Source organism: Neisseria sp. HMSC15G01 (genome assembly GCF_001808255.1).
Taxonomy (GTDB): Bacteria; Pseudomonadota; Gammaproteobacteria; order Burkholderiales; family Neisseriaceae; genus Neisseria; species Neisseria subflava_A.
The window spans coordinates 214,622-241,172 of sequence record NZ_KV792686.1 but is presented as its reverse complement, the minus strand read 5'-3'; the positions used below and the strand labels follow the sequence as shown (position 1 = coordinate 241,172).

The 26,551-nt window shown below is 49.5% G+C and carries 26 protein-coding genes and 1 tRNA gene; 8 read left to right on the top strand and 19 right to left on the bottom strand.

The window, feature by feature from the left end:
* Window positions 1-15: 15 nt before the first annotated feature.
* Window positions 16-1,929: a threonine--tRNA ligase gene (gene thrS / locus HMPREF3139_RS07555; protein ID WP_070461516.1), complete on the bottom strand. Its 1,914-nt coding sequence runs from the start codon at window positions 1,927-1,929 to the stop codon at window positions 16-18.
* 52 nt (window positions 1,930-1,981) lie between these two features.
* Window positions 1,982-2,058: transfer RNA gene (locus HMPREF3139_RS07550), tRNA-Val, on the bottom strand.
* A gap of 237 nt (window positions 2,059-2,295) precedes the next feature.
* On the opposite strand from HMPREF3139_RS07550, the gene tgt reads away from it, so the two are divergent.
* The 4 genes from tgt to HMPREF3139_RS07530 all read left to right on the top strand — a co-directional run bounded on the left by tgt (window position 2,296) and on the right by HMPREF3139_RS07530 (window position 5,726).
* Complete coding sequence (tgt, locus tag HMPREF3139_RS07545) at window positions 2,296-3,411, top strand: tRNA guanosine(34) transglycosylase Tgt (protein ID WP_003745960.1); 1,116 nt, start codon at window positions 2,296-2,298, stop codon at window positions 3,409-3,411.
* An 85-nt stretch (window positions 3,412-3,496) separates the two neighbouring features.
* Window positions 3,497-4,507, top strand: coding sequence for a ferrochelatase (hemH, locus tag HMPREF3139_RS07540; RefSeq protein ID WP_070461436.1), 1,011 nt, complete (start codon window positions 3,497-3,499; stop codon window positions 4,505-4,507).
* A 123-nt stretch (window positions 4,508-4,630) separates the two neighbouring features.
* Complete coding sequence (locus HMPREF3139_RS07535; RefSeq protein ID WP_070461435.1) at window positions 4,631-5,029, top strand: c-type cytochrome; 399 nt, start codon at window positions 4,631-4,633, stop codon at window positions 5,027-5,029.
* A 205-nt stretch (window positions 5,030-5,234) separates the two neighbouring features.
* On the top strand, window positions 5,235-5,726 hold the full coding sequence (locus HMPREF3139_RS07530; protein ID WP_039864291.1) for a disulfide bond formation protein B: 492 nt from the start codon (window positions 5,235-5,237) through the stop codon (window positions 5,724-5,726).
* A gap of 60 nt (window positions 5,727-5,786) precedes the next feature.
* Here the strand turns inward: HMPREF3139_RS07530 and HMPREF3139_RS07525 are convergent, their stop codons facing one another.
* Window positions 5,787-6,515, bottom strand: coding sequence for a YebC/PmpR family DNA-binding transcriptional regulator (locus HMPREF3139_RS07525; RefSeq protein ID WP_070461434.1), 729 nt, complete (start codon window positions 6,513-6,515; stop codon window positions 5,787-5,789).
* Between the two features lie 366 nt (window positions 6,516-6,881).
* Between HMPREF3139_RS07525 and HMPREF3139_RS07520 the strand changes: the two genes are divergently transcribed.
* Window positions 6,882-8,312: an alanine/glycine:cation symporter family protein gene (locus tag HMPREF3139_RS07520; protein ID WP_070461433.1), complete on the top strand. Its 1,431-nt coding sequence runs from the start codon at window positions 6,882-6,884 to the stop codon at window positions 8,310-8,312.
* Between the two features lie 58 nt (window positions 8,313-8,370).
* On the opposite strand, the gene HMPREF3139_RS07515 is transcribed toward HMPREF3139_RS07520, so the two are convergent.
* Window positions 8,371-8,997 carry a PAQR family membrane homeostasis protein TrhA gene (locus HMPREF3139_RS07515; RefSeq protein WP_070461432.1) on the bottom strand — a complete coding sequence of 209 codons (627 nt, stop codon included), beginning with the start codon at window positions 8,995-8,997 and terminating at the stop codon, window positions 8,371-8,373.
* 216 nt (window positions 8,998-9,213) lie between these two features.
* Here HMPREF3139_RS07515 and cysD point away from each other — a divergent pair, with 216 nt between their 5' ends.
* A complete protein-coding gene (gene cysD / locus HMPREF3139_RS07510; RefSeq protein WP_070461431.1) occupies window positions 9,214-10,128 on the top strand; it encodes a sulfate adenylyltransferase subunit CysD in 915 nt (304 codons plus the stop codon).
* Window positions 10,129-10,360: 232 nt separating this feature from the next.
* Window positions 10,361-10,924, top strand: coding sequence for an RBBP9/YdeN family alpha/beta hydrolase (locus HMPREF3139_RS07505; RefSeq protein ID WP_070461430.1), 564 nt, complete (start codon window positions 10,361-10,363; stop codon window positions 10,922-10,924).
* A 133-nt stretch (window positions 10,925-11,057) separates the two neighbouring features.
* Here the strand turns inward: HMPREF3139_RS07505 and pyrC are convergent, their stop codons facing one another.
* From pyrC to HMPREF3139_RS07490, 3 genes are all read right to left on the bottom strand, one after another.
* Window positions 11,058-12,092 carry a dihydroorotase gene (gene pyrC, locus HMPREF3139_RS07500; RefSeq protein ID WP_070461429.1) on the bottom strand — a complete coding sequence of 345 codons (1,035 nt, stop codon included), beginning with the start codon at window positions 12,090-12,092 and terminating at the stop codon, window positions 11,058-11,060.
* A gap of 95 nt (window positions 12,093-12,187) precedes the next feature.
* Window positions 12,188-12,781 carry an NMCC_0638 family (lipo)protein gene (locus tag HMPREF3139_RS07495; RefSeq protein WP_070461428.1) on the bottom strand — a complete coding sequence of 198 codons (594 nt, stop codon included), beginning with the start codon at window positions 12,779-12,781 and terminating at the stop codon, window positions 12,188-12,190.
* Window positions 12,782-12,793: 12 nt separating this feature from the next.
* The gene (locus HMPREF3139_RS07490; RefSeq protein WP_003681929.1) at window positions 12,794-13,018 is read right to left on the bottom strand and encodes a sulfurtransferase TusA family protein; all 225 of its coding nucleotides are present in this window, start codon (window positions 13,016-13,018) and stop codon (window positions 12,794-12,796) included.
* Between the two features lie 109 nt (window positions 13,019-13,127).
* On the opposite strand from HMPREF3139_RS07490, the gene HMPREF3139_RS07485 reads away from it, so the two are divergent.
* Window positions 13,128-13,739 carry a CNP1-like family protein gene (locus HMPREF3139_RS07485; RefSeq protein ID WP_070461427.1) on the top strand — a complete coding sequence of 204 codons (612 nt, stop codon included), beginning with the start codon at window positions 13,128-13,130 and terminating at the stop codon, window positions 13,737-13,739.
* A gap of 63 nt (window positions 13,740-13,802) precedes the next feature.
* On the opposite strand, the gene HMPREF3139_RS07480 is transcribed toward HMPREF3139_RS07485, so the two are convergent.
* From HMPREF3139_RS07480 to xerD, 12 genes are all read right to left on the bottom strand, one after another.
* Window positions 13,803-14,918, bottom strand: a complete 1,116-nt coding sequence (locus HMPREF3139_RS07480) for a porin (protein WP_070461426.1) — start codon at window positions 14,916-14,918, stop codon at window positions 13,803-13,805.
* Window positions 14,919-15,310: 392 nt separating this feature from the next.
* A complete protein-coding gene (locus HMPREF3139_RS07475) occupies window positions 15,311-16,945 on the bottom strand; it encodes a CTP synthase (protein ID WP_049348005.1) in 1,635 nt (544 codons plus the stop codon).
* Between the two features lie 124 nt (window positions 16,946-17,069).
* Window positions 17,070-18,725 (bottom strand): AMP-binding protein, encoded by a 1,656-nt coding sequence (locus tag HMPREF3139_RS07470; RefSeq protein ID WP_070461425.1) that lies wholly within the window; start codon window positions 18,723-18,725, stop codon window positions 17,070-17,072.
* A 93-nt stretch (window positions 18,726-18,818) separates the two neighbouring features.
* Complete coding sequence (gene mnmA / locus HMPREF3139_RS07465) at window positions 18,819-19,922, bottom strand: tRNA 2-thiouridine(34) synthase MnmA (protein WP_070461424.1); 1,104 nt, start codon at window positions 19,920-19,922, stop codon at window positions 18,819-18,821.
* Between the two features lie 126 nt (window positions 19,923-20,048).
* Window positions 20,049-20,528, bottom strand: a complete 480-nt coding sequence (locus HMPREF3139_RS07460; protein ID WP_070461423.1) for a copper chaperone PCu(A)C — start codon at window positions 20,526-20,528, stop codon at window positions 20,049-20,051.
* Between the two features lie 131 nt (window positions 20,529-20,659).
* Window positions 20,660-21,043 (bottom strand): diacylglycerol kinase, encoded by a 384-nt coding sequence (locus tag HMPREF3139_RS07455; protein WP_070461422.1) that lies wholly within the window; start codon window positions 21,041-21,043, stop codon window positions 20,660-20,662.
* A gap of 69 nt (window positions 21,044-21,112) precedes the next feature.
* The gene (gene gshB / locus HMPREF3139_RS07450; protein ID WP_070461421.1) at window positions 21,113-22,069 is read right to left on the bottom strand and encodes a glutathione synthase; all 957 of its coding nucleotides are present in this window, start codon (window positions 22,067-22,069) and stop codon (window positions 21,113-21,115) included.
* A 115-nt stretch (window positions 22,070-22,184) separates the two neighbouring features.
* Window positions 22,185-23,846 (bottom strand): DNA repair protein RecN, encoded by a 1,662-nt coding sequence (gene recN / locus HMPREF3139_RS07445; protein ID WP_070461420.1) that lies wholly within the window; start codon window positions 23,844-23,846, stop codon window positions 22,185-22,187.
* Window positions 23,847-24,134: 288 nt separating this feature from the next.
* Window positions 24,135-24,743, bottom strand: a complete 609-nt coding sequence (locus tag HMPREF3139_RS07440; RefSeq protein ID WP_004519443.1) for an SMC-Scp complex subunit ScpB — start codon at window positions 24,741-24,743, stop codon at window positions 24,135-24,137.
* A gap of 69 nt (window positions 24,744-24,812) precedes the next feature.
* A complete protein-coding gene (locus HMPREF3139_RS07435) occupies window positions 24,813-25,046 on the bottom strand; it encodes a glutaredoxin family protein (protein WP_070461515.1) in 234 nt (77 codons plus the stop codon).
* Window positions 25,047-25,177: 131 nt separating this feature from the next.
* Window positions 25,178-25,378: a (2Fe-2S)-binding protein gene (locus HMPREF3139_RS07430; RefSeq protein ID WP_003681978.1), complete on the bottom strand. Its 201-nt coding sequence runs from the start codon at window positions 25,376-25,378 to the stop codon at window positions 25,178-25,180.
* 227 nt (window positions 25,379-25,605) lie between these two features.
* A complete protein-coding gene (gene xerD / locus HMPREF3139_RS07425) occupies window positions 25,606-26,478 on the bottom strand; it encodes a site-specific tyrosine recombinase XerD (protein ID WP_049335500.1) in 873 nt (290 codons plus the stop codon).
* Between the last annotated feature and the right edge of the window lie 73 nt (window positions 26,479-26,551).

Genomic DNA, 26,551 nt, shown 5'->3' with positions numbered 1-26,551 from the left:
ATACTCCTATAAAAATTAATGATTGACGAGGGCGTCAGTGATTTCTTGCTGCAATTGTGCAATAAAATCATCTACATTCAAAGAACCCAAGTCTTCTGCTTTGCGGCGTACCGCAACTTTGTTTTCTTGTTTCTCTTTATCGCCGACAACGATTTGATAAGGGAAACGGTATTGGCTGTTGTCACGGATTTTGTAACCGATTTTTTCGTTACGCAAATCCAATTCGACACGGAAGCCTGCTGCCTGTAACTTGGCAGCCACTTCGCGACAATAATCTGCTTGGTTCTCGGTGATATTCATAATCACCATTTGAACCGGCGCAAGCCACAATGGGAATGAGCCTGCATGGTTTTCAATCAAAATACCGATGAAGCGCTCCAATGAACCCAAAATAGCACGGTGCAACATTACAGGACGCGCACGGTCGTTGTTTTCTGTTACATATTCTGCATTCAAGCGTTCTGGCAATACAAAGTCCAACTGCAGGGTACCGCACTGCCAAGAGCGACCCAAGGCATCTTTAACATGGTATTCAATCTTAGGACCATAGAATGCGCCCTCGCCAGGCAGCTCTTCCCACTCTACGCCGCAAGCGGTCAATGCATCACGCAGACCTTGTTCGGCTTTATCCCAAACTTCATCAGAACCTGCACGTTGTTCAGGGCGGAGGGACAGCTTCACAGCAACATCATGGAAGCCGAATTGTTTGTAAATGCGAACCAGCAATTCATTGAATGCGCGTGCTTCATCAACGATTTGATCTTCAGTACAGAAAATATGCGCATCATCTTGCACAAAACCGCGAACACGCATCAGACCATGCAATGCACCGCTTGGTTCATTGCGGTGGCAAGAACCGAACTCGGCCAAACGCATTGGCAAATCGCGATATGAGCGCAAACCGTTATTGAAAATTTGCACATGACCCGGACAGTTCATCGGTTTAACCGCGTATTCGCGTTTTTCAGAACTGGTCACGAACATATTGTCTTTATAGTTTTCCCAGTGGCCGGATTTTTCCCAGAAGGTTTTATCCATAATCTGAGGCGTTTTCACCTCTTTATAACCGGCAGCATTCAGCTCTTTGCGCATATGCTGCTCAATCACTTGCCACAAAGCCCAGCCTTTAGGATGCCAGAACACCATACCCGGCGCTTCATCTTGCAGGTGGAACAAATCCAATTGTTTACCCAGCTTACGGTGGTCGCGTTTTTCTGCTTCCTCGATGCGTTGGATATAGGCTTTCAATTCGTCTTTACTCGCCCAAGCCGTACCGTAAATACGTTGCAACATTTCATTATTGCTGTCGCCGCGCCAGTATGCGCCTGCCAGCTTGGTCAGCTTGAAGTTTTTCAAGAAACGGGTATTGGGAACGTGAGGACCGCGGCACATATCGACGTATTCTTGATGATGATACATGCCCATTGCTTCCACTTCAGGCATGTCTTCAATCAGACGCAATTTATACTCTTCGCCGCGATCTTGGAAAATTTGGATGGTTTCTGCACGGGGCGTCATCACTTTAATGACGTCATAGTCTTGTGCAATCAACTCTTTCATGCGCGCTTCGATAGCGGCCACATCATCAGGCGTAAATGGTTTTTCAGTTGCGATATCGTAATAGAACCCGTCTTCAATAACCGGGCCGATAACCATTTTGGCATCTGGGTAGAGCTGCTTGACCGCATGACCGACCAAGTGCGCGCAGGAGTGGCGGATAATTTCCACGCCTTCTTTGTCTTTAGGCGTAATGATTTGAACATGGGCATCTTCGGTAATCGGATCGCAAGCATCCACCAATTTACCGTTAACCTTGCCCGCTACCGTTGCCTTTGCCAAACCTGCACCGATAGACGCTGCAATTTGCGCCACGGTAACGGGTGATTCATATTGGCGGACCGAACCGTCCGGCAAGGTAATGTTCAACATCAGAAAGCTCCAAAACATTAAAAAATAACGGCATAAAGCCGTTATGGAAATTTGGTAGGCACAATTGGACTCGAACCAACGACCCCCACCATGTCAAGGTGGTGCTCTAACCAACTGAGCTATGTGCCTTCATCTAAGTCGCTTATTGTAACGAAGCGTGTTCCCTTTTGCAAGCATCTGTAAATACTTTTCAGACAGCCTGAATATTTTTGTTTGATTTATGTCTCATTTTTTATTTCCTCTATTATTCAGGCCATCTGAAACATTGTTTTGACAAAGATAAAATCCAGCCGTCAACCAACGAAAAATCCTTTATAATCTGCCCTTTCATTTCGCACACACGCGAACGTCCAATCTATTATTACTATGCTCAAATTTACCTTACACAAAAAAGACGGTCATGCCCGACGCGGCACTTTGGAACTGAACCACGGCAAAATCGAAACGCCGGTATTTATGCCGGTCGGCACTTACGGTTCGGTCAAAGCGATGAACCCGCAAAACCTGCATGACATCAAAGCGCAAATCATCTTAGGCAACACTTACCATCTGTGGCTGCGCCCCGGCTTGGAAGTCATCGAACAATTCGGCGGCCTGCACGAATTTATCGGCTGGGACAAGCCGATTTTGACCGACTCGGGCGGCTTCCAAGTGTTTTCGTTGTCCGACATGCGCAAGCTGACCGAAGAAGGCTGTACATTCCAAAGCCCGATCAACGGCGACAAACTGTTCCTCTCACCAGAAGTGTCGATGAAAATCCAAACTGTGTTGAATTCCGACATCGTGATGCAGTTGGACGAATGCACCCCGGGCGAAGCAACGCACAGCCAAGCGCAAAAATCGCTGCAAATGAGCCTGCGCTGGGCGGAGCGAAGCAAAAAGGCTTTTGAAGACCTGAAAAATCCGAATGCGTTGTTTGGCATTGTACAAGGCGCGATGTATGAAGATTTGCGCGAAGAATCGCTGAAAGGTTTGGAAGAGCTCGACTTCCCCGGCTTGGCCATCGGCGGCTTGTCCGTTGGCGAACCTAAGCCCGAAATGTACCGCATGTTGCGCGCCGTCGGCCCTATCCTGCCGGAACACAAACCACACTATTTAATGGGCGTCGGCACGCCTGAAGACTTGGTGTACGGCGTGGCACACGGCGTGGATATGTTCGACTGCGTCATGCCCACCCGCAATGCGCGTAACGGCTGGCTGTTTACCCGTTTTGGCGATTTGAAAATCAAAAACGCCAAACACAAACTCGACAAGCGTCCGATTGATGAAAGCTGCACCTGCTACGCCTGTCAGAATTTCAGCCGCTCCTACTTGCACCACCTGCACCGAGTCGGCGAAATCTTGGGCGCACAGCTCAACACCATCCACAATCTGCACTTCTACCAAGTCATCATGGCAGAAATGCGCGAAGCCATCGAACAAGGCAAATTTGCCGATTGGCAGGCGCAATTCCATGAAAACCGCGCCCGCGGTGTGGATTAATCCTTTAAAAGGTCGTCTGAAATCAGGTTTTAATTCAAACTGCTTTTCAGACGGCCTCAATATTCTTAATTAATAAAGCACAATCATGTCCCGTTTCCATACCGAACCATCCTTAGCCTACACCGCACAAAACCGCACCGCCGTCCTGCTGCTCAACCTCGGCACGCCTGACGCGCCGACGGCTGCCGCAGTCAAGCCTTACTTGAAAGAATTTCTGTCCGATCAACGCGTTGTCGAACTGCCCAAGCTCTTATGGCAACCAATATTGCGTGGCTTGGTATTGACTTTTCGCCCGAAAAAAAGTGCGCATGCCTATGAAAAAGTTTGGTTTAAAGAAGGTTCGCCGCTTGAGGTTTACACACACCGCCAAGCAGAAGCCCTGGCCAAACATTTGCCCGATGTCATCGTCCGTCATGCAATGACTTACGGCAATCCAAGCGTTGCCGATGTTTTGGCGGAACTCAAAGCCCAAGGCGTGGGCAAGTTGCTGGTCATTCCGCTCTATCCACAATATGCCGGCTCTTCTACCGGCGCGGCTTTGGACAAAGTGTTTCAAGAGTTATTGCTGCAACGCAACCAAATGAGCGTCCGCACCGTCTCCCGTTATTACGACGATGCCGCCTATATTCAAGCCATGAAGCAGCATATTGAAGCCTATTGGGCCCAAAACGGACGCGGCGAAAAACTGATGTTGAGTTTCCACGGCATTCCGCAAAAGCATCACGACGACGGCGATCCCTATCCTGACGAGTGCCACCATACTGCCAAGCTGTTGGCGCAGGCATTGGGCTTGTCCGAACAAGAATACATCGTTTCTTTCCAAAGCCAGTTTGGTAAATCCCAATGGGTCAAGCCCAGCACGCAAGCCCTGTTTGATCAGCTGCCGAAACAAGGCACGACCAAACTCGACGTCTTCTGCCCCGGCTTCCTGGCCGACTGCCTCGAAACCATGGAAGAAATCGCCATTATGGGACGCGAACAATTCCACGCCGCAGGCGGCAAAGAATACCGTTACATCCCCTGCCTCAACGATTCCGCCGACTGGATTGCCGCACTTGCACAATTAAGTCGGGCTAATCTGCAAGGCTGGATTTGACCTAAACCAAAGGCCGTCTGAAAAATTCACTTTCAGACGGCCTTTAGCGTTATCATCAAGCTATTAAAACGCAAACCAAGCGTGTAGCCATCAAAAACAACACTACTCAAAAAGGAACACATCATGACTGCACTCCGCCCTATCCTGCTCCTTCTGACCTCACTCAGCATCCCAACCGCTTTTGCCGCCGATGCCGCGTTGATGAGCAAAGGACAAAAGATTTACGAAACCAACTGCGCCGCCTGCCACGGCAAAAAAGGCGAAGGCCGGGGTGCCATGTTCCCGCCTTTATTCCAGTCCGACTATATCAACAAAAAACCGCAAGTCCTGTTGCAAAGCATGACCAAAGGCATCAACGGCCCGATTAAAGTAAACGGCAAATCCTACAACGGCTTCATGCCTTCTACCGCCATCAACGATGCCGATGTTGCCGCCGTTGCCACTTACATCATGAACGCCTTCAATAATGGCGGCGGTACGATTACTGAAGCAGATGTCAAAAAATCTCACGGGAAAAAATAAAACGTCTCTCCCATAAAGGCCGTCTGAATATTTCAGACGGCCTTTTCGATATGGAACACATTTTTGTTTCCATATTTATGGTTATGCAACATCAACAAACATACGCAAAAAACCGTCAAATCAAAAAAAGCATATGCGTTTTGTGTTAAAGTAAACGTTATTTAGCGGCTGTTTTGCGTCCAGGCCGTCTGAAAGGTTTTATGTTATGAACTTTTTCCGCAAGACTGTTTTATTTTTAGTCGTCCTCTCCATATTTGCTGCCTGCGGCTCCTTTATTTCCCAATACGTTTTGGGCATGAACCCGTGCGTATTGTGCATCCTGCAACGCTTGTGCGTATTGGCTGTCGGGCTGTTGGCCATTGTTACGGCATTTAGTTCTCAATCTTCCAAATTTGCCCGCTCGCTCTCGGCATTGTTGATTGCCGCTCCGGCCGTTTATGGCGCAGGTGTCGCCGCCTATCAAATTTGGCTGCAAAGCCTGCCGCCCGGCACCGCCCCTTCTTGCGGCGCACCTTGGACCTTCCGCTTGCGCGACTGGCCTTTGTTCGATTGGTTTGAACCCATCGTTCGCGGCTTTGGCAACTGCGCCGAGCCGGACTATCTATTCGGCGTCGCCCTGCCGGTGTGGAGTATTTTGTATTTCAGCTTCGTGGTATTGCTGCTGCTTTGGGCTTGGTTGAAAACCAGAAAAATCTGATTGGTTTCGATATAAAAAGGCCGTCTGAAATTTCAGACGGCCTTTTGTTCTTTAAACTATTTAATCCAGATTCAACACGGCAGAAGTGTAAACGTCTTGTACGTCGTCCAAATCTTCCAATGCGTCAATCAGTTTTTGCATTTTAACCGCATCTTCGCCGCTCAACTCGGTTTCGTTTTGGGCACGCATGGTAACGTCGCCGTCAACAGATTTGTAGCCTGCAGCTTCCAATGCTGCTTTTACACCTGCCCAGTCGTTCGGTGCGATAACCACTTCGATGGAACCGTCATCGTTGGTGATGACGTCTTCCGCACCGGCTTCCAAAGCCGCTTCCATCAGCGCATCTTCGTCAACGCCCGGTTCGAACACCAAATAGCCTTGATGAACGAAGTTGAACGCTACGCAACCGTCGGTACCCAAGTTGCCGCCGTTTTTAGTGAATGCATGGCGCACATCGGCAACGGTACGGGTTTTGTTGTCGGTCAGGCAGTCTACCATCAAAGCCGCGCCGCCGATGCCGTAGCCTTCGTAACGCAACTCGATATATTCCACGCCTTCCAGATTGCCCGTACCTTTATCGATGGCACGTTGCACGTTGTCTTTAGGCATATTGTTTTCAGCGGCTTTTTCCAAAGCCAAGCGCAGGCGCGGGTTTGCGCCGGGGTCGCCGCCGCCCATACGGGCAGCAACGGTAATTTCTTTAATCAGACGGGTGAAGATTTTGCCGCGTTTGGCATCTTGTCGGGCTTTTTTGTGTTGGATATTTGCCCACTTACTATGGCCTGCCATGTTGATTCCTTTCGTTTTTTCACGCTCTGAGGCGGAATTTGCTTCATTTGTAAGGCGTGCATTTTATCATAAGTTAGCTTTAGCCAAAATATTCAGACGGCCCAAACATTTGCAAAAACAGGCCGTCTGAAAACAAAGAAACCTTTTTTAAAATAAAGAAGCACATTTGCGGCAAACCCTTGTCAGTTTTTCGTTTTAATTCACGAAGGTTTACGGTATGATGACAAAACCGGTCAAAATTGTTAACAACTTAACCGGTATCGAATGGCAAAACGGCCTGCTCGCCGATGTTGCCAACCATGAAAAATGAGTGGGAGTAGTTACCCGTATCATTTTATTTTTATTGTTTTTATTAAAGGTTTTATTATGGAAGAAATATTGTCTGCTCTGGTGGGTGCAGTCAATCAGGTTCTTTGGGACTACCTGCTGATTTACGCCTTAATCGGTATCGGCCTGTTTTTTACCCTGTACTTGGGCGCGCCGCAAGTTACCAAATTGGGGGCGGGTTTTAAAGCCGTTTTCGGCGGCTTGTTCAGCAAAAAAGACAAAGACCACGAAGGCAAATCCCTGTCTCAATTTCAAGCGCTTGCCGTGGCGATTTCCGCGCAAATCGGTACCGGTAACGTTGCCGGTGTCGCCACTGCGATTACTGCCGGCGGCCCGGGTGCCATTTTTTGGATGTGGTTGTCTGCCATTTTGGGCATGTCTACCATTTTTGCAGAAGCCGTTTTGGCGCAAAAATACCGCGTGGTCAGCCACGGCAAATACATCGGCGGCCCTGCGTTTTACATTACGCACGGGCTGACGCCGAAAATCGGTCGTGGTGCGGCGCGTTTCCTGTCCGGTTTTTTCTCCATTGCCTTGATTATCGCGCTGGGCTTCATCGGTAACGCGACACAATCCAACTCTATCGCCTCGGCCATGAATTTGGCTTTCGATATTCCTCCGATGGCTGTCGGCATTGCTTTGGCAGTATTCGCCGGCCTGATCATCATCGGCGGCATCAACCGCATTGCCGGTATCGCGCAATTTGTCGTGCCGTTTATGGCGGTGATTTACATCTTGTGTGCCGTAATTATTTTGTTCAAATTCTCCGACCACATCATCCCGATGTTCCACAGTATCTTTGTTGCTGCCTTCAATCCTGAAGCAGTATTGGGCGGTGCGGCCGGTATCGGTATGCGCGAAGCTGTCCGCTTCGGCGTGGCACGCGGCCTGTTTTCCAATGAGGCCGGTATGGGTTCGACTCCGCACGCTCATGCGACCGCCAACGTCAAACACCCTGTGCAACAAGGTATGGCCGCGTTTATCGGTATTTTTATCGATACGCTGATGGTCTGCACGGCAACTGCGCTGATTATCCTGCTGACCGACGCTAACTTGTCCGGCGAAACCGGCGCGGCAGTTACCCAACTGGCTTTTAACAAAGCCTTTCCAGGTTTCGGTTCGCAACTGCTCGCCGTCTGTCTGACCTTCTTCGCCTTTACCACCATCATCGGCTGGTACTACTTCGGCGAATCCAATATCCGCTTCCTGTTCCGCGGCAAACACTTGGGCATCTACCGCGCACTGGTTTTGGTGGCCATCGTATTGGGTACATTGGGCAAAGTGGATTTGGTTTGGAGTATGTCCGATATGTTCAACGGCTTTATGGTCTTGCCGAACTTAATCGCCCTCTTCCTGCTGCGTAAGGAAATCCGTGCGGTTTACGACGATTATCTGGCGCAAACCAAAGCCGGCAAAGAGTTGACCTACAACTACGAATTCCACGAATTCCACGACAAAAACCCAGATTAACGACAAACAAAAACCTCTCAGCCAAACTGAGAGGTTTTTTATTTCAGGCCGTCTGAAACTACAACACATAAAAATAAATGCTGATAAATTGCGTCAAACTGCCTGCCAAGACAAACAAGTGCCAGATACCGTGGCCGTGGCGGATTTTCGTATCGTTGATAAACCAATAAATCCCCGCGCTATACAATACGCCGCCCAACACCAGCCAAAATAATCCGCCTGCCGAAAGCGACTGTATCAGTGGCCACACTGCCACCACAATCAACCAGCCCATCAACACATAAATCACCATCGACAGCAGCCGTTTCTCGCTTTTACGCCCGATCGTCAGCTCCTGAACAATGCCCAGCAAAGCCAGCCCCCACGACACGCCGAAAAGCGACCAGCCCCAGCCGCCCTGCAGGGTAATCAGCGTAAACGGCGTATAACTGCCTGCAATCAAAAGATAAATCAGGCAATGATCGACCTTTTGCAAAATCGCCTTGGCTTTCGGCTGCGGAATACTGTGGTATAAGGTTGAACCCAAATACAGAAGCAGCAGGCAGATTCCGTAAGTCAGTGCACCGACAATCCGATAGCCGTCCGCCGATTCCACCGCTTTCACCAGCATCAGCACCAAGGCCGCCACTGCCAATAAGAAACCGGCCAAATGGCTGTACGCATTAAATCTCTCGCCGTGATACATAAACCATTCTCATTTCTAAAAAACCAAAGTGTACGCGAAGACAGGCGCTTCGTCAGAGAAATCGGGTTAAAAATAAGTTAAAGCGCAAAGGCCGTCTGAAAACACACTCGGGCAATATAACAAAAACATCTTTGCAACAAACAAACCATTCTTTCCCTTTTTCAGACGGCCTCACTAAAGTATCGGCTATCGCCAAGATTGCAAAGTAGAGAAAAAATGTCCATCCAAAACCACCACCTCGACTGGCTCGAAGCCGAGTCTATCTACATCATCCGCGAAGTGATTGCCAACGCCCAAAACCCGGCCCTGCTGTTTTCCGGCGGCAAAGACTCCGTCGTCTTGCTGGCGCTTGCCGTCAAAGCCTTCCAAATCGAAGGCCGTCCGCTGAAGCTGCCGTTCAAACTCCTGCACGTCGATACCGGCCACAACTACCCCGAAGTCATCCGGTTCCGCGACGACACGGTCGCACGCACCGGCGTACAACTTGTGGTCGGCAGCGTAGAAGAGTCCATCCGCAAAGGCAGCGTCGTCTTACGCCGCGAAACTGATTCGCGCAACGCCGCCCAAGCCGTTACACTGGTTGAAACCATTGAAGAACAAGGCTTTGATGCACTGATGGGCGGCGCGCGCCGCGATGAAGAAAAAGCGCGCGCCAAAGAACGCATCTTCTCTTTCCGCGACGAGTTCGGCCAATGGGATCCTAAAAACCAACGTCCTGAATTATGGTCGCTCTACAATACGCGCCTGTTCCAAGGCGAAAACATGCGCGTGTTCCCGATTTCCAACTGGACGGAATTGGATATCTGGCAATACATCGCACGCGAAAAACTCGCCCTGCCGCCGATTTATTACACCCACAAGCGCGAAGTTGTCGAACGCAACGGCCTGCTCGTTCCCGTTACCCCGTTGACCCCAAAACGTGAAGGTGAAGTTGCCCAAATCCGCGATGTCCGTTTCCGTACCGTCGGCGATATTTCCTGCACCTGCCCGGTTACCAGCACCGCCGCCACACCCGAGGACATCATTGCCGAAACCGCCGCCGCGACCATTTCCGAACGCAGTGCCACACGCATGGACGACCGCGTATCGGAAGCGGCAATGGAAGAGCGCAAAAAACAAGGCTATTTCTAAACCGTTTTTTCAGACGGCCCCTATATATTTCAAACCCGAACAACACGGCAAAGCCATCCGCCCCTGCCGTGTTGTTTGCTTTATTATTCTTGCAAATATCATTTAACAACAAAAGCTTAATCAAAAATCCTGACAAAGCGACAAACAATAAAACATAAACAAACATGGTATAATAAACACTTGCAGGCAGAGATTTAGACAAAAGTCTCAGGCCGTCTGAAGGAGGAGAAACATGAACCGACGCGTTTATATCGTACATGGCTTTGAAGGCAATCCGCACGGCAACTGGTTTGACTGGCTTTGCGCCCAAATCAAAAGCACCGGCGCACAAGCAATCTCCCTCGCCATGCCCAATCCCGACAAACCAAGCACGAGCGCGTGGCAGTTTACCCTAGACCAGCACATTGGTAAGCCCGATGCCCATACCTTCCTAGTCGGCCACAGTCTCGGCTGCATTACCCTCCTTCACTTCCTCAGCCGCCAACAGCCGCAAAAAATCGGCGGCCTGCTGCTTGCCGCCGGTTTTGCCGATACACTGCCACCCCTGCCTGCGCTTGATGCCTACATTAAAGCAGCATCCCCCGACTTCGACATCCTGCGCAAAATCGACATGCCCAAACACTGCTTGGTTTCCGACAACGACACTCATGTTCCGCCCGAACTGACTTTGGACATGGCGGCCAAACTCAAAAGCCCTGTTATCCATATTCCCGAAGGCGGCCATTTGATGGCTTCGGACGGCTTTACCCAACTGCCACAGGCTTGGGAAGCGCTGAAACCCATGTTGACCGAATAAACACGCAATATAATTTGGTTTTCAGACGGCCTTGTATGCCTCCCCTCCCCATAACAGACCGTCTGAACAACAATAAAAAACAACCTGCCCTTTCAAGCAGGTTGTTTCTTTTTATGCCTCATTGACGGCAAATTTAATATTGCACCGTCCATTCAATCTCACCGCCGGCCCTCATCGGTACAAGTTCGCCATCGCCGTAAGGCACGCTGGCAGGAACGGTTTGCGTTTGTTTGACCAATGTGATGGTATCGGAATTTTCAGGCAGACCGTAGAAACGCGGGCCGTTTTTAGAAGCAAAGGCTTCCAGTTTGTCCAACGCGCCTGCTTTCTCAAACACTTCGGCATAAAGCTCGATGGCGGTTATCGCGCTGAACATACCGGCGCAACCGCAAGCATTTTCTTTGGCAGTTTTAGCATGTGGCGCAGAATCCGTGCCGAGGAAGAATTTGTGTGCCTTATCACCGGTAACGGCAGCAACCAAAGCCTGACGGTGGGTTTCACGTTTGAGTACAGGCAGGCAGAAATGATGAGGACGCACGCCGCCGACCAAAAGGTCGTTGCGGTTGAGCAGCAAGTGTTGCGGCGTCACGGACGCGGCCACATTATCGCCTGCTTCCAATACCAGTCGGGCGGCTTCGGCAGTGGTGATGTGTTCAAACACTACTTTAAGATTCGGCACTTGTGCCAAAACCGGCTTCATCACGCGCTCGATAAAGGCGGCCTCACGGTCGAAAATATCGATTTCAGGATCAGTGACTTCGCCGTGAACCAAGAACAAAATGCCCTGTTTCGCCATTTCTTCCAACACGGGAATCAGTTTGAACAGGTCGGTTACGCCGGAATCAGAATTGGTGGTCGCGCCTGCCGGATAGAGTTTGAAAGCCACAATACCGGCAGCCTTAGCCTCACGCACGAGTTCGGGAGTGGCGTTGTCGGTCAAATAAAGCGTCATCAACGGCTGGAAGGTGCTGCCTTCCGGCAGGGCGGCCATAATGCGCACTTTGTAGGCTTGGGCATCGGCAACGCTGACGACGGGCGGTTTGAGGTTGGGCATAATAACCGCGCGGCCCATTTGTCGGGCGGTGTACGGGGCAACGGCTTTGAGCGCGTCGCCGTCGCGCAGGTGTAAGTGCATATCGTCGGGGCGGATGATGGTCAGGGTTTGCATAACTTACTTTCGAGTGGTTTGGTTTGATAATGTTCAGACGGCCTTTATTCGGCGGAATGGTTTCTATTAATTTGATGTTTCAATCGTCAACCGGTCTAAGGCAAAACGGCGGCCTTATTGTCGTAAGAATGATGGGTCAAATAAAAAACAGCCTGTACCGGAAAATGCTCGAACGACGTTGTTTTGACGGTCAGCAAGGTTTCTTTCGGACTGCCGGACGCGCGCCATGCGTAGGAAATCTGACGCATGGGCAACGGGGCTTCCGACAAATTATCGGCACGCAATTCAGCGTTCAAACCTTGCGGCGGATTTTCTGCCAAAGCCAAAAATTGTTTGAAAATCAGATGGTCATTGGCTTTGGCCGTACGCACGCTGCAACTGTCTTCGGTCAGGCTCAAATAATAATCTGCGCCGTTTACCGTTTTCTTCCAAATGCTCAATGCCTCCAAATCCATCATTCCGGCAGGCAAATCGGCCATATCTTTTTTCGACAATAAAACCAGTTTGTTGGCATTGGCGAACTCGCCGACAATGGCGGCATCGCCGTCTGCAGCCACACAGCTTTGGCGGAACAAGTCGGTTACATTTTGGGCATAATCGGCAGCGTTCTGCGGCGAAACACTTTCATTGCCGCATGCACTCAGGCAAACAGCCAATACGACGGCAGACAACGCGACGGCTTTAGACATTTCAGACGGCCTTTATTTGTGTTTCAACACCAGCTTGAACACGCCGTCGGCCTCGCTCGATTCCAACAAAACATGTCCGGTCTGACGGCAAAACGCTTCAAAATCGCCGGGCGCGCCGCCATCGGTGGCCAATACGGTCAGCACTTCGCCCTCCTGCATTTGCGCCAAAGCTTTTTTTGCACGCAAAATCGGCAACGGGCATTTCAAACCGATGACATCCAGAGTTTGTGTATTCATGATGAAAACTCGTCATATTAATCAGAATTAACGTCAATTATACCGCACTTACTTGCACCCCACCCTGCAAGCCCATAAAATAAAGCCGTTTTTCACTTTGGAGCTGTCTATGCGCCGTTTTGCCCTTCTCGCTCTCAGCCTTGCCGCGACTCAAGCATTTGCTTTGGGTTTCAGCCAAAAGGATACGCTGACCAACACGCGTTATCAGGAAAGCCCTGAAGAAGTTGCCGCACGCGAATTTAAAGAACACAAAGCCGAGTTGCCACCCCTGCCCGATACCCAATCGGGCGATTGGTTCAACCTCTACGTTAACGAAACCTACGGCAAGCAGCCCAAAATCCTGCTCAGCAGCCTGCAAATCATGCCTGCGCCTGACAACAGCATCCGCTACGTCTTGAATGTGCGCTCCGACAAAGGCTACGACAACCTCTCCGTCGAAGGCCTCTATTGCGCCCGCACGTCCTTTACTTACAGCAACGACAAGCGTTCGTCTTACAAAGTATTCGCATACGGCGACACAGTAAACCACCGCTGGATCGAGCCGCGCAAAGGCGATTGGAAGCTGATCGGCAATGCGTTCAGCCGCAACGACGCCCTGCACACCGCCCTGTATCAGGCATTCTGTATCGACGGTATGCCGACAACGGTTGAAGGCTTGGTACAACGTTTGAAAGAACGCGGCGGTCGTCACGGCACAACGCTGACCAACCACGACAAATAAACCGCTTTAATCAACAAAAAGGCCGTCTGAAATTTTTCAGACGGCCTTGTCTTTAGAGACAGCTTAGAATTTGTGATACAGGCCCACAGAAGCGGCTTTTTGTTCAACGCCGCCTTTGTTGGCTGCAGTCAGACGGGTTTTGTTGCCGACTTTCAGATACGCCAGTTGGGCAACTACGCCGGTGCGTTTGCTGAAGGTGTATTGGCCGCCGACAACGACTTGGTCGAATTTATCCACCAATTTTTCTCCACTGTTCACGCCCTTGGCAGGCCAGCCGTGCGCGTAAGTAATGCGTGGGGTGACATTGCCCAATTTGTAGCCGACTGTTACCGCTGCATCAACTACTTTCACGGCTTCAGATTTGCCTGAATCGACAGTAATGTCACTACCCTTGTACTCATTAAAACCATCGGTGAAATAGCCTAAATATTCGTTGCCTGTCTCATGGCCTTTGGCATAGTGTACGCCGCCGCCGACAAAGAGATTGTCTTTATCGTAATAAGTTTCGACTTTGGCGATTTGCGCCGCTTTGACTTTGCCTGATTTGTCGGTGTACGCGCCGTTGTAGTGGCCGTAAGCCGCATTGGCGGTAAAGCCGTTTTTAGAGAAACTCACGCCGCCGGTGTATTGGTCTTTGGCCGGTTTGGTGTGCGTGTATTTGTCTGAAGGATTGCGGTTGTCGCGCGGTGCGTAAGACACGTTGAATTTGAATCCGCCGAAATCCGGGCTGTCGTAGCGTACAGCGGCGTTACGGTTGCCGGTACGGGTAAAGATGCCCAAGCCTGCGGCATTGGTTTTGTACATCCATGGATCGATGGTGTCCATTTCGTTCAGCATATTGCTGAGTTTACCGGCACGGACTTTACCGAATTTACCTTGCAAACCAATGAAGGAATCGCGATTGGCAAAACCTTGAGAACCACCGGTAATGGCCGTTTTTTGTTCAACTTGCCAGATAGCTTTCAAATCGCCGCCGAGGTTTTCGCTGCCTTTGAAACCGATACGGGAGGTATTGTCATTGATGCTGGTTGCGGTAGAGCTGGTTTCAGAACCTGCATCACCTTTGATTTTTACTTGACCGACGGTCACGCTGCTTTTGATTTGACCATACAGAATGACGTCTGCAGAGGCAGCCAGCGGCAAACCGGCAATAACCAAAGCGATAATCGATTTTTTCATTATTCTCTCCAAAACAAAGTTAAAATCTCGTGAAAACACGTTTGGCAATATTAATGTTTTCCAACGCTACAAACAACTACTTTCATCTTGATAGACACTTTTATTCATTAGAGTTTAGACTTTTTACAACATTTTTAAATAAAACAGGCCGTCTGAAAGAAATTTCAGACGGCCTTTCCTATTTGCAGCGAAAACGTGACTTGGGTTGTCTTAAAAACTCCGGTTTAGGCAAATGCGGCGCAGTTTAAAGCTATGCGCGACATTATCGGCGGCGAAAACAACCGTCCCGTACAACCTTTAAACGACCGCGAAGTCAATGAAGACAAATAACTTCTAAGGCCGTCTGAAAACAAAAAAGCACCCGGAAACGGGTGCTTTTTCAATCACATCAATCAGGCTTTTTTGTTACCCAACGCGGCTTTCACAAACGCGCTGAACAAAGGATGGCCTTTGCGCGGATTGGAAGTAAATTCCGGATGGAACTGACACGCGAAGAACCAAGGATGATTTGGCAATTCGATGGTTTCAACCAAACGCTCGCGGCCTGCAGATACGCCGCCAATGACCAAACCGGCTTTTTCCAACTGAGGAACATAGTTGTTGTTGACCTCGTAGCGGTGGCGATGACGTTCGCGGATATGTTCGCTGCCGTAGATTTTTGCGGCAAGGCTGCCCGGTTTGAGGTCAACTTCTTGCGCGCCCAAACGCATGGTACCGCCCAAATCGGCAGATTCGTCACGGGTTTCTACGCTGCCGTCGGCAGTTTGCCATTCGTCAATCAGGGCAACGACAGGCGCGGCGCATTTCAAATCAAACTCGGTAGAGTTCGCACCTTTCAAGCCTGCAACATCGCGGGCGTACTCAATCAGGGCAATTTGCATGCCCAGGCAGATGCCCAAGTATGGTACGTTGTTTTCACGCGCATAGCGTACGGCGGCAATTTTGCCTTCCACGCCGCGTGAACCGAAGCCGCCCGGCACCAAAATCGCGTCCATGTCTTTGAGCATGGAAACGTCGCCATTGCTCTTCTCGATGCTTTCGCTGTCGACAAAGGTAATTTGTACGTCGGTTTCAGTGTGAATACCGGCGTGTTTCAGGGCTTCGATCAATGATTTGTAGGACTCGGTCAAATCAACGTATTTGCCGACCATCGCAATTTTGACGGTGTGTTTCGGATTTTGAATCGCGTGAACGATTTTCTTCCATTCGGTCAAATCGGCTTGTTTGACATTCAGCTGCAACTGCTCGGTAATAATGCTGTCGATGCCTTGGTTGTGCAGCATTTCAGGGCATTCGTAAATGCTGTCCACATCGTAGCTGCCCACGATGGCGCGTTCTTCAACGTTACAGAACAATGCAATCTTACGACGCTCGTCCGCAGGCATTTCTCTGTCCATACGGCAGATCAGGATGTCCGGTTGCAAACCGATGCTCAACATTTCTTTAACGGTATGCTGGGTCGGTTTGGTTTTAATTTCACCGGCGGCGGCAATGTAAGGAACATAGCTCAGGTGGGCAAACAATGTATTATTGCGGCCAAGCTGGCTGCGCATTTGGCGGATGGCTTCCAAGAAAGGCAACGATTCGATATCGCCGACTGTACCGCCGATTTCAACAATCGCCACATCATAACCAGCCGCGCCTTCATGGATACGGCGTTTGATTTCATCGGTAATGTGCGGAATCACTTGTACGGTACCGCCCAAATAGTCGCCGCGACGCTCTTTAGCAATCACGTTTTCATAGACTTGGCCGGTACTGAAGCTGTTGCGGCGGGTCATGGTGGCGTTGATGAAACGCTCGTAATGACCGAGGTCGAGGTCGGTTTCCGCGCCGTCATCGGTCACGAATACTTCGCCGTGTTGAAACGGGCTCATGGTACCCGGGTCAACGTTGATATACGGGTCGAGCTTAAGCATGGTCACGTTCAAGCCACGCGACTCGAGAATAGTAGCAATAGAAGCGGCGGCGATACCTTTACCCAAAGAAGATACAACGCCGCCGGTTACGAAAATAAATTTAGTCATGATGTGATACCCATGTTGGAATGTGTGATTTTAACTTGAAGCAGCATATTCTGGCAAACGGCAAAAGCTTCAGGCCGTCTGAAAACAGCGTTTTCAGACGGCCTTATCATACTGATTCTATATATCAGCGCAGTTCGCGGCGCAGGATTTTGCCAACGTTGGATTTTGGCAACTCGTCGCGGAATTCGATGTCTTTCGGCACTTTATACGCCGTCAGCTCTTTACGGCAGAAATCGATCAACTCTTCCTTGGTCAAAGACGGATCTTTGCGTACGACGAAGACCTTAATCGCTTCGCCGGTTTTCTCATTTTTCACGCCGATACAGGCGACTTCCAAAACCTTGTCATTGCTAGCCACCACTTCTTCAATTTCGTTCGGATACACATTGAAACCAGATACCACAATCAAATCTTTTTTGCGGTCCACCAGCTTCAACCAACCTTTTTCATCCATAACAGCAATGTCGCCGGTCTCCAAAAAGCCGCGCGCATCGATTGCTTTGGCGGTTTCTTCCGGACGGTTCCAATAGCCTTTCATCACTTGCGGGCCGCGTACCCACAATTCGCCCGGTTGTCCGATAGGCACTTCTTTGCCGTCTGCATCACGCAATTCGACCTCGGTTGAAGAAACAGGCAAGCCGATACCACCGCTGTAAGCTTCGATATTCAAAGGATTACAACATACGCCCGGGCTGGCTTCGGTCAAGCCGTAAGCCTCCACAATCGGCGTACCAGTAATTTTTTTCCATTTTTCCGCCACGGCTTTTTGTGTTGCCATACCGCCGCCCAAAGTCAGCTTCAAACGGGAAAAATCAACTTCGGCAAAATCCGGACGGTTGACCATCGCATTAAACAGGGTATTCACACCGATGAATACGCTGATCGGCTCTTTTTTCAATTCACCGATAAATCCTTTCATATCGCGAGGGTTGGTAATCAGGATGATTTTAGAACCGGTATTGGCGAAAATCATCAGGTTTACCGTCAAGGCAAAGATGTGGTAAAGCGGCAGCGCGGCGATGACGGTTTCTTCGCCTTCGCTCAGTTGGAATTTAATCCATTCTTTCGCCTGAAGCATATTGGCGCAGATATTGCCGTGACTAAGGACGGCGCCTTTCGCCAAACCGGTTGTACCGCCTGTATATTGCAGCAAGGCAGTATCGTCGCGCGTCAACTCGACTGGCTTGAACGTATTGGCCGCACCTTGCTTCAAGGCCGTCTGAAAAGTGATGGTATTGGGAATGCGGTATTCCGGCACCATTTTTTTCACTTTGCGGATGACGAAGTTCATCAACGCGCCCTTAATCATGCCGAACATCTCGCCGACCGACGCGACAATCACATGTTTGATTTGTGTACGCGGCAACACCAATTCCAGCGTATTGGCAAAGTTCTCCAACACGACAATCGTTGTCGCGCCGCTGTCTTTCAACTGATGTTCCAACTCGCGCGGCGTATAAAGCGGATTCGTATTCACTGCCACCAAACCTGCCTGCAAAATACCGAAAAGCGCAATCGGATATTGCAAAACGTTCGGCATCATAATTGCCACACGCTCACCGCGCGGCAGTTTCAATACGTTTTGCAGGTAAGACGCAAAATCGGTCGCCAACTTGCCCACTTCGGCATAAGTCAGCGTTTTGCCCATGTTTTGAAAAGCAGGTTTATCCGAGAATTTCTCGACACTTTGACGGAATACGTCGCTGATGGAGCTGTATTGAGAGATATCGATTTCGGGGTTGACGCCTTGTTCGTAGCTTTTGAGCCAGAGTTTTTCCATGTTGATCAGTCTTTTATTTAGTCGTTTTTTGAAATCGAGGCCGTCTGAAAGGCTTTATTCAATCTGCCGCTTCGTTTTCAGACGGCCCTTTTATTAAGCAGTAATAATGACAGGCTTGTCGGTGGACATGATGATACCGCCGCCCAAGCACACATCGCCGTCGTACAGTACCGCTGACTGTCCGGGAGTTACCGCCCATTGCGGCTCGTCAAAAACAAGCTCGATGGTTTTATCATCCAAGTAACGCAACGTACAAGGCGCGTCAGCCATGCGGTAGCGCGTTTTGCAGGTATAGCGGCCTTCTTTCGGACGTTCCGGCAATGTGAAACTCAAATCGTTCATAATCAGGCTTTGTGTATAAAGCAAAGGATGGTCATGACCTTGGACGACAATCAGTTCGTTTTTGGTCAAATCCTTGGCCGCAACAAACCATGGCTCGCCTGCGCCGCCGATACCCAAGCCTTTGCGTTGGCCCAGCGTGTAAAACATCAGGCCGACGTGTTCGCCGACTACTTTGCCTCCAGGGGTAACCATTTTGCCATTATTGGTCGGCAGGTATTTTTGCAGAAATTCGCGGAACGGGCGTTCGCCGATAAAGCAAATACCGGTACTGTCTTTTTTGGTTGCGGTCGGTAATTTGAATTCTTCGGCAAGACGGCGGACTTCAGGTTTTTCCAACTCGCCCAATGGGAAAATTGCGCGCTCGAGTTGGAAAGGTTTGAGGCGGTACAGGAAATAGCTTTGGTCTTTGTTTTGATCCAAGCCTTTGAGCAGGTAATGCACTCCGTTGCGAACTTCTTTGCGGGCATAGTGCCCGGTGGCAATGGTATCGGCACCCTGCTCTATGGCATAGTCCAAAAAGCATTTGAATTTAATTTCAGCATTGCACAAGACATCCGGATTTGGCGTGCGGCCCGCGCTGTATTCTTTGAGGAAATAGGCAAATACGTTGTCTTTATATTGCGCAGCAAAATTGACGATGTCGATATCGATTCCGATGATATCGGCAACGGCAATAGCATCAAAGGAATCTTGTTTGATGCTGCAATATTCGTCGTTGTCGTCATCTTCCCAGTTCTGCATGAACACGCCACTGATTTGATGGCCTTGCTGTTTGAGCAGGGCTGCGGTAACGGATGAATCGACGCCGCCGGAAAGGCCGACGATGATGTTTGTTGGTGTGTTGGTAGTATTCATGAGGGGAATGTGGGTTTCAAATATATTTTTTAAAGCTTGATTTTAGCACATTTTGATTTAACGACAGAAAAGGCCGTCTGAAAGCCCAATGACTTTCAGACGGCCTTTATATGCAAATTCAAGCAATTAGTGCTGATGCGCGCCACCGTGACCATGGCCGTGACCGTGATCCATGCCGGATTGTGGTGCAGTTTTCACTTCCAGCTCGACAGTTTGAGATTTCGCGTTTTTGAATTTCAGGGTTACAGGTACTTTTTCGCCTTCTTTCAGCGGTTTTTTCAGACCCATGAACATAACGTGGTAGCTGCCTGGTTTCAGCTCGGTTACGCCTTTTGCAGCCAAAGGCACGCCGCCTTTAACTTCGCGCATACGCATAACGCCGTTGTCGTTAATATGGGTGTGTACTTCAACGCGTTCTGCAACAGGGCTGCTGCCGCCTACCAAGAAGTCTTGTTTGGCTTCATCGTTTTGGATTTTCATGAATGCGCCACCCATTTTCATACCTTCGACAGTGGCACGTGCCCAACCGTCTTCAATATGGATACCGGCTGCAGATACGGAAGTTGCCAAGCCTGCCAGAATCAGGGTTGCCATTAATTTTTTCATGTTTTGCTCCTTGTGTTTGCCAAATGGCTGGGATATACAGTCTTCATCTTACAACCAAAGGCCGTCTGAAAACTTTGATATAGATTAATTAATACTATCTAATCCTAACGAATTACCATATTACCACATTTTTAAGCAGTTAATGCAATAATCCAAACAATAAATAACATGAACAAAGCCATCAGTTGCGTGGCCGAACCGGCATCTTTGGCACGCTTGGCCAGCTCGTGTTTTTCAGTAGAGGTATGGTCAACGGCTGCCTCGACGGCGGTATTAAACAATTCGGTAATCAATGAAATAAACGATGCGACAACAAGCACCATTTTGGTGACCGAGCCGAAATCAAGAAACAACGCCAAGACAATTAAAATCAGGTTCAACCAAAAAACTTGGCGAAATGCGCTTTCATAACGATACGCGGCAGCCAGTCCGTCTTTGGAATAACCAAACGCGTTGATAATGCGCTTGATGCCGCTTTTGCCTTTTTTCTCAGAAGCATAGGAAGATGGTTTCATCATATACTCAACATTAGAATGCCGTCTGAAAAGAAAACGGTCGGGTCAATTTTCAGACGGCCTTTGGATTTATTGTTTTACCCAAGATGCCACGGCATCTGCGAACATGGCAGCAACGTCGAAATCTTTTTGCTTCATGATCTCTTGGAAGCCGGTCGGGCTGGTTACATTGACTTCGGTCAGGTTGCTGCCGATGACATCCAAACCGGCAAGCAAGATGCCGCGGCGTTTCAATTCAGGCGCAAGGGTTTCTGCAATTTCACGGTCGCGCTCGCTCAATTCCTGTGCCACGCCGCGACCGCCGGCAGCCAAGTTGCCGCGCGTTTCACCGTTTTGCGGAATACGCGCCAAAGCATACGGAACAACTTCCCCGCCGATAATCAAAATGCGCTTGTCGCCATGTACGATTTCAGGAATATAGCGTTGTGCCATGATGGTGCGTGAATCAAGCTGCATCAGGGTTTCAAGGATACTGCCGATATTGGGGTCGGATTCGGTCAGGCGGAAAATGCCCATACCGCCCATGCCGTCCAACGGTTTGATGATGATGTCGCCGTGTTCTTTCAAAAAGGCACGGACATCGGCGGAACGTGTGGTAACCAAAGTGGGCGCGGTAAACTGGCTGAAGTTCAAAATCGCCAATTTCTCATTGAAATCGCGCATTGCTTGTCCGCTGTTAAATACTTTTGCACCCTGCTGCTGTGCCAACGTCAAAAACTGGGTTGCGTACAGATATTGCATATCAAACGGCGGATCAGTGCGCATAATGACCGCATCGAAATCTTTCAAGGCCGTCTGAACTTTTGCCTCTGCTTTAAACCATTCATGATCGTCATCGTTCTTCGCGCCGACAAACTCAAATGCCGCCGCCTGAGCCACCACCAAGCCTTCACGGACGGACAATTCTCCGCTCAAGGTATGAAAAAGCTGCCAACCGCGCTTTGCCATTTCACGCATCATGGCGTAAGTAGTGTCTTTATAGGTTTTAAAACTTGCCATTGGATCGGCGATAAACAGGACTTTCATCAAAATTTCCTTGTAAATAGACGATATAATCATACCTTGTATTCTGCCTGCCTGAAAAGGTGGCAAAATATAGAAAAGGCCGTCTGAATCCTATTTTCAGACGGCCTTGAGGCTTTTAGGCGGCTGCCAAATGCAAGAGTTCGGCGGCATGGCTGCGTGTAGTATCAGTAATAATTTCGCCACCCAGCATACGCGCGATTTCCTCAATGCGCTGATGATGGTTCAACACGCTGATTTCGCTGACGGTTTGCTCCCCTTCGCTATGCTTGCGGACCTGCCAATGGTTTTCACCGCAAGAGGCGACTTGAGGAAGATGGGTTACCGCCAAGACTTGATGTTTTTTACCTAAGGCACGCAAAGCTTTACCGACCATTTCGGCGACGCCGCCACCAATACCGGTATCCACTTCGTCGAAAATCAATGTCGGCACTTGCGTGTATTGGCTGGCAACCACTTGCAAAGCCAAGCTGATACGCGCCAATTCGCCGCCGGAAGCCACTTTATTCAAAGGTCGGGACGGATTGCCTTTATTCGCCGCCACTTGGAATTGTACCTGCTCCAGACCATGTGCGGTCGGCGAAGACGGCAACAAGACGATGTCAAAACGTGCGCCCTTCATGGCCAAATGTTGCATATGCTCGGTGGTCTCTTCGCCCAAACGACCAGCCGCCTGATGACGCATGGCGGAGAGAATATGCGCGGCTTCGTGGTATTCGGCAAGATTGCGTGCGACTGTATTTTCCAAGGCTTCCAAATCGGCAGCCGCGTGCAGGTTTTGCAGGCGCTCGTCAATTTCTGCCAACTTTTGCGGCAACTCTTCCGGCTCAATGCGGTATTTGCGCGCCATGCTCATCAATTCGCCCATACGGCTTTCTTGTGCGGCTAATTCATTAGGATCGATGTCGCTGCGACCGGCCACATCACGCATATTGGCACTGATTTCACCCAACTCAGCTTCAATACTTGCCAGCATATTCAGACTTTCGGCAAAGCGCGGCTCAATGTTTTGCAGATTGCCCAGCAGTTTTTGGCATTGGTAGATTTGACGTTGGATGCCGTTGTCTCCGTCTATACTGTCGCTCACCTGCTCGGCGGTTTGCAGCAACTCGGCCGAATGCGCCAGGCTGTCGTGGCTTTGGCTTAAGGTTTCCCATTCGTTGGGTTTGAGCTCCAATTGGTTCAATTCATTAAACTGCCATTCCAAACGCTCGCGTTCGATGGCCATGGTTTCTGCCTGCTCTTGCGCTTCTTGCAGGGCTTTTTTCGCATTGACCCAATTTTGATAAAGCTGTTTGACCGTTTCTGCCTGCTCTTTGCTGCCAGCAAATGCGTCTAACAACTCGCGTTGCGCAGACTCTTGATTCAACGAATGATGGGCATTTTGGCCGTGAATATCGATTAACTGCTCGCCAATAGCTTTCAGCTGCGCCAATGTTGCTACCTGATTATTGATATAACTGCGACTTTTACCCTTGGCATCGATAATACGGCGGATGCTGAGCTCTTCGGCATCTTCTTCCAAAAGGCCTTGCTCCTGCAGCTGCGCTTTCAGTTCAGGCAAACCGCTGATATCGAACAAAGCCGACAACTGCGCTTCTTTGGCGCCGCTTCGCACTTGACTGTAATCGGCTTTATCGCCCAACAACAGGCCAATCGCATCCAGAGTAATCGATTTGCCTGCGCCGGTCTCGCCCGTCAATACGGTAAAGCCGTTTTGAAAATCAAGATTCAGGTTTTCAACAATGACAAAATCACGCAAAGAAAGTGCCAACAGCATTGCAGTATTCCTTAGTAAATTACCCGCAACTATGCGGAATAGCTTTAGATAAGCTGATTATAACTAAGATTTTTTATAGTTTAAATCAGATTTTTCTTATGGTTTATCTAAGATATTTATTTTAAACAAATTATTTTTTAAGAAACTGCTAAACGCACCACGCCATATTGTTACCCTGGCTGGCTTATTCAATGATATAAAGCGTTCATTTAATGCTATAAAACGCTAGAATAACTAACATAAAGGCCGTCTGAAACACGATTGTTTCAGACGGCCTTTACATTCAAATCAGTTAATCAGTCTGCTTCCTGATTCTACTGCTTCTTCAGCTTCCTCATCGCCTGTCGGCGGCGTTTCCATCAAATCAGGCAACACCAGCTCGCCCAATTCAGTCAGCGGCGGCAATTCTTCCAAACTTTCCAAACGCAAATCGCTTAGGAATGTTGCTGTTGTCGCCCACAAAGCCGGACGGCCGACAGAATCACGGTGGCCGATGACTTCAATCCAGCCCCTATCCTGCAAGGTTTGCATGACATTTTGCGACACCGCTACGCCGCGTATGCCTTCGATATCGCCACGCGTTACCGGCTGCTGATAGGCAATAATCGCCAGCGTTTCCATCACGGCGCGGGAATAACGCGGCGCGCGCTGCTCTTGCAGGCTGCCCAGTCGTTCAAAGGCAGCTTGGGCGATTTGGAAACGCCAGCCCTCATGGGTATGCACCAGTTGCAAAGCCCTGCCCTGCCAACGGGCCTTCAGTTGCGCCAACACATCAATCAACTTGTCTTGCGACAATGGCGGCACGCACAATTCTCGCATGGCTTTTTCGTTTAAGGGTTCGACTTGCGTCAACAGCGCCGCTTCAATCAGCGCATCGGGAGAAAGTTTTTCAGTCATAATAAAATCAATGTTCAGACGGCATGAACAACCGAAGGCCGTCTGAAAGATAATATGGTCAACGGTTTGTTATGCGCTCAAATGCGCTTTCAGTTTTTCTTCGTCCAAAAACCAATGGCAAATTTCAGTATCGCCATCCAGCAAAACTGGCACCAGCTCATTGTACTTTTCTTCTAAAACCGGATCAGCATCAACATCGACAATATCTAGCTCAAATCCAAACTGCTCCTGATAAGGCTTTAATTGTTCGCGCATTTTGTGGCACAGGCTGCAATATTCCCGAAACATCAAGGTCAGTTTCATGGCGGTTACTCTCGGAGGGACAAAAGCGGCCATTGTATAGCAAAATGCCGCTAAACTATACAGGCATGACAAAGGCCGTCTGAACAGGCGCGAAACAACGCCTTCAGACGGCCTTTGTGTGTATTCTGAAATTAAGACTGAACGTTAATACCTGCAGTCACGGTATTTTGGGCGCTGCTTGCAGTCAAAAACGATGCAGCCAATTCGCCGCAGCAACCGCAACAAGTCGCCACGCCCAATTGAGCCTGCAAATCGCTCATGGTGGTTGCACCGGCGGCGATGGTCTCTTTGATGTCGTGGTCAGTAATGGCGTTGCAGATGCAGACAAACATGATGTGCTCCAATAATTTTGTTACCCTCTGTAATTGAGAGTAGGATTTATTCTTGAACGTAAATATAAATAAAAACGGTTTGCATTGCAATATTGGCATTGTCCTTTTGTTTTGAAATTTTTCTATGTAAATTTGTATTTTGATTGTTATTTTATAAATAGTAAACTTTATAACCGTTCAGACGGCCACGATAACAAAAGGCGGCATCTTCGAAATGCCGCCTCTATTCATGAACGGGAATGGTGTTCATCGACCATGTTTTTCAAACGAATATTAGCAACATGGGTATAAATCTGTGTGGTGTTGATATCGGAATGTCCCAACATCATCTGGACCGAACGCAAATCGACGCCGTGATTAACCAAATGCGTGGCAAAAGCATGGCGCAAACCGTGCGGACTGAGCGAAGCAATACCGGCCGCTTCGGCATATTCTTTGACTATCATCCATGCAAGTTGACGGCTGATGCCGCTGCGTTTCTGGCTGACAAACACTTCGTCGCAGATTTTGTTTTTCAGCAACAACGGGCGCGATTCGTTGCAATAGCGTTCCACCCAATATGCCGCTTCCTGACCCAGCGGAACCAGACGCAATTTGTTGCCCTTGCCTATGGTACGGATACTGCCGCGATGTAAATCGATATCGCTGAGCGTCAATTTGACGGCTTCGGTCACGCGCAAACCTGTTGCATACATGACTTCAAGCAAGGCTTTGTCGCGCAGTCCATGCGGCGTTTCCACATCCGGTGCAGCCAGCAGCGCGTCGATTTGAGCTTCGGTAATCAGCGTGGGCAGTTTGCGTTCCGATTTCGGCGCCTTGAGAAAACGGGTGGGATTGTCTGCTCTTTGGCCTGTTTCTTCCAACCAGCCGTACATACGCTTGCAAGCCGACAATGCCCGCGCTTGGGACGTGTTTTTTTCCCCTTCCGCATACACGGCATCAGACAGGGCAAACTCATCGGCACTCAACCAATCCTGCCCGCCCTCGGCCAACCGCGCGGCGACTTTGACCAAATCACGGCGGTAACTTTGCAGCGTATTGTGGCTGAGCCTGTCTTGCAGCCAAAGGGATTCAAGCAGCTTGTCTATTAAATCGTCCATATTCATCAAACTGTATTGAAAGGCCGTCTGAACGGCATGACTTTACATCCGTTCAGACGGCCTTAGGTTTTCA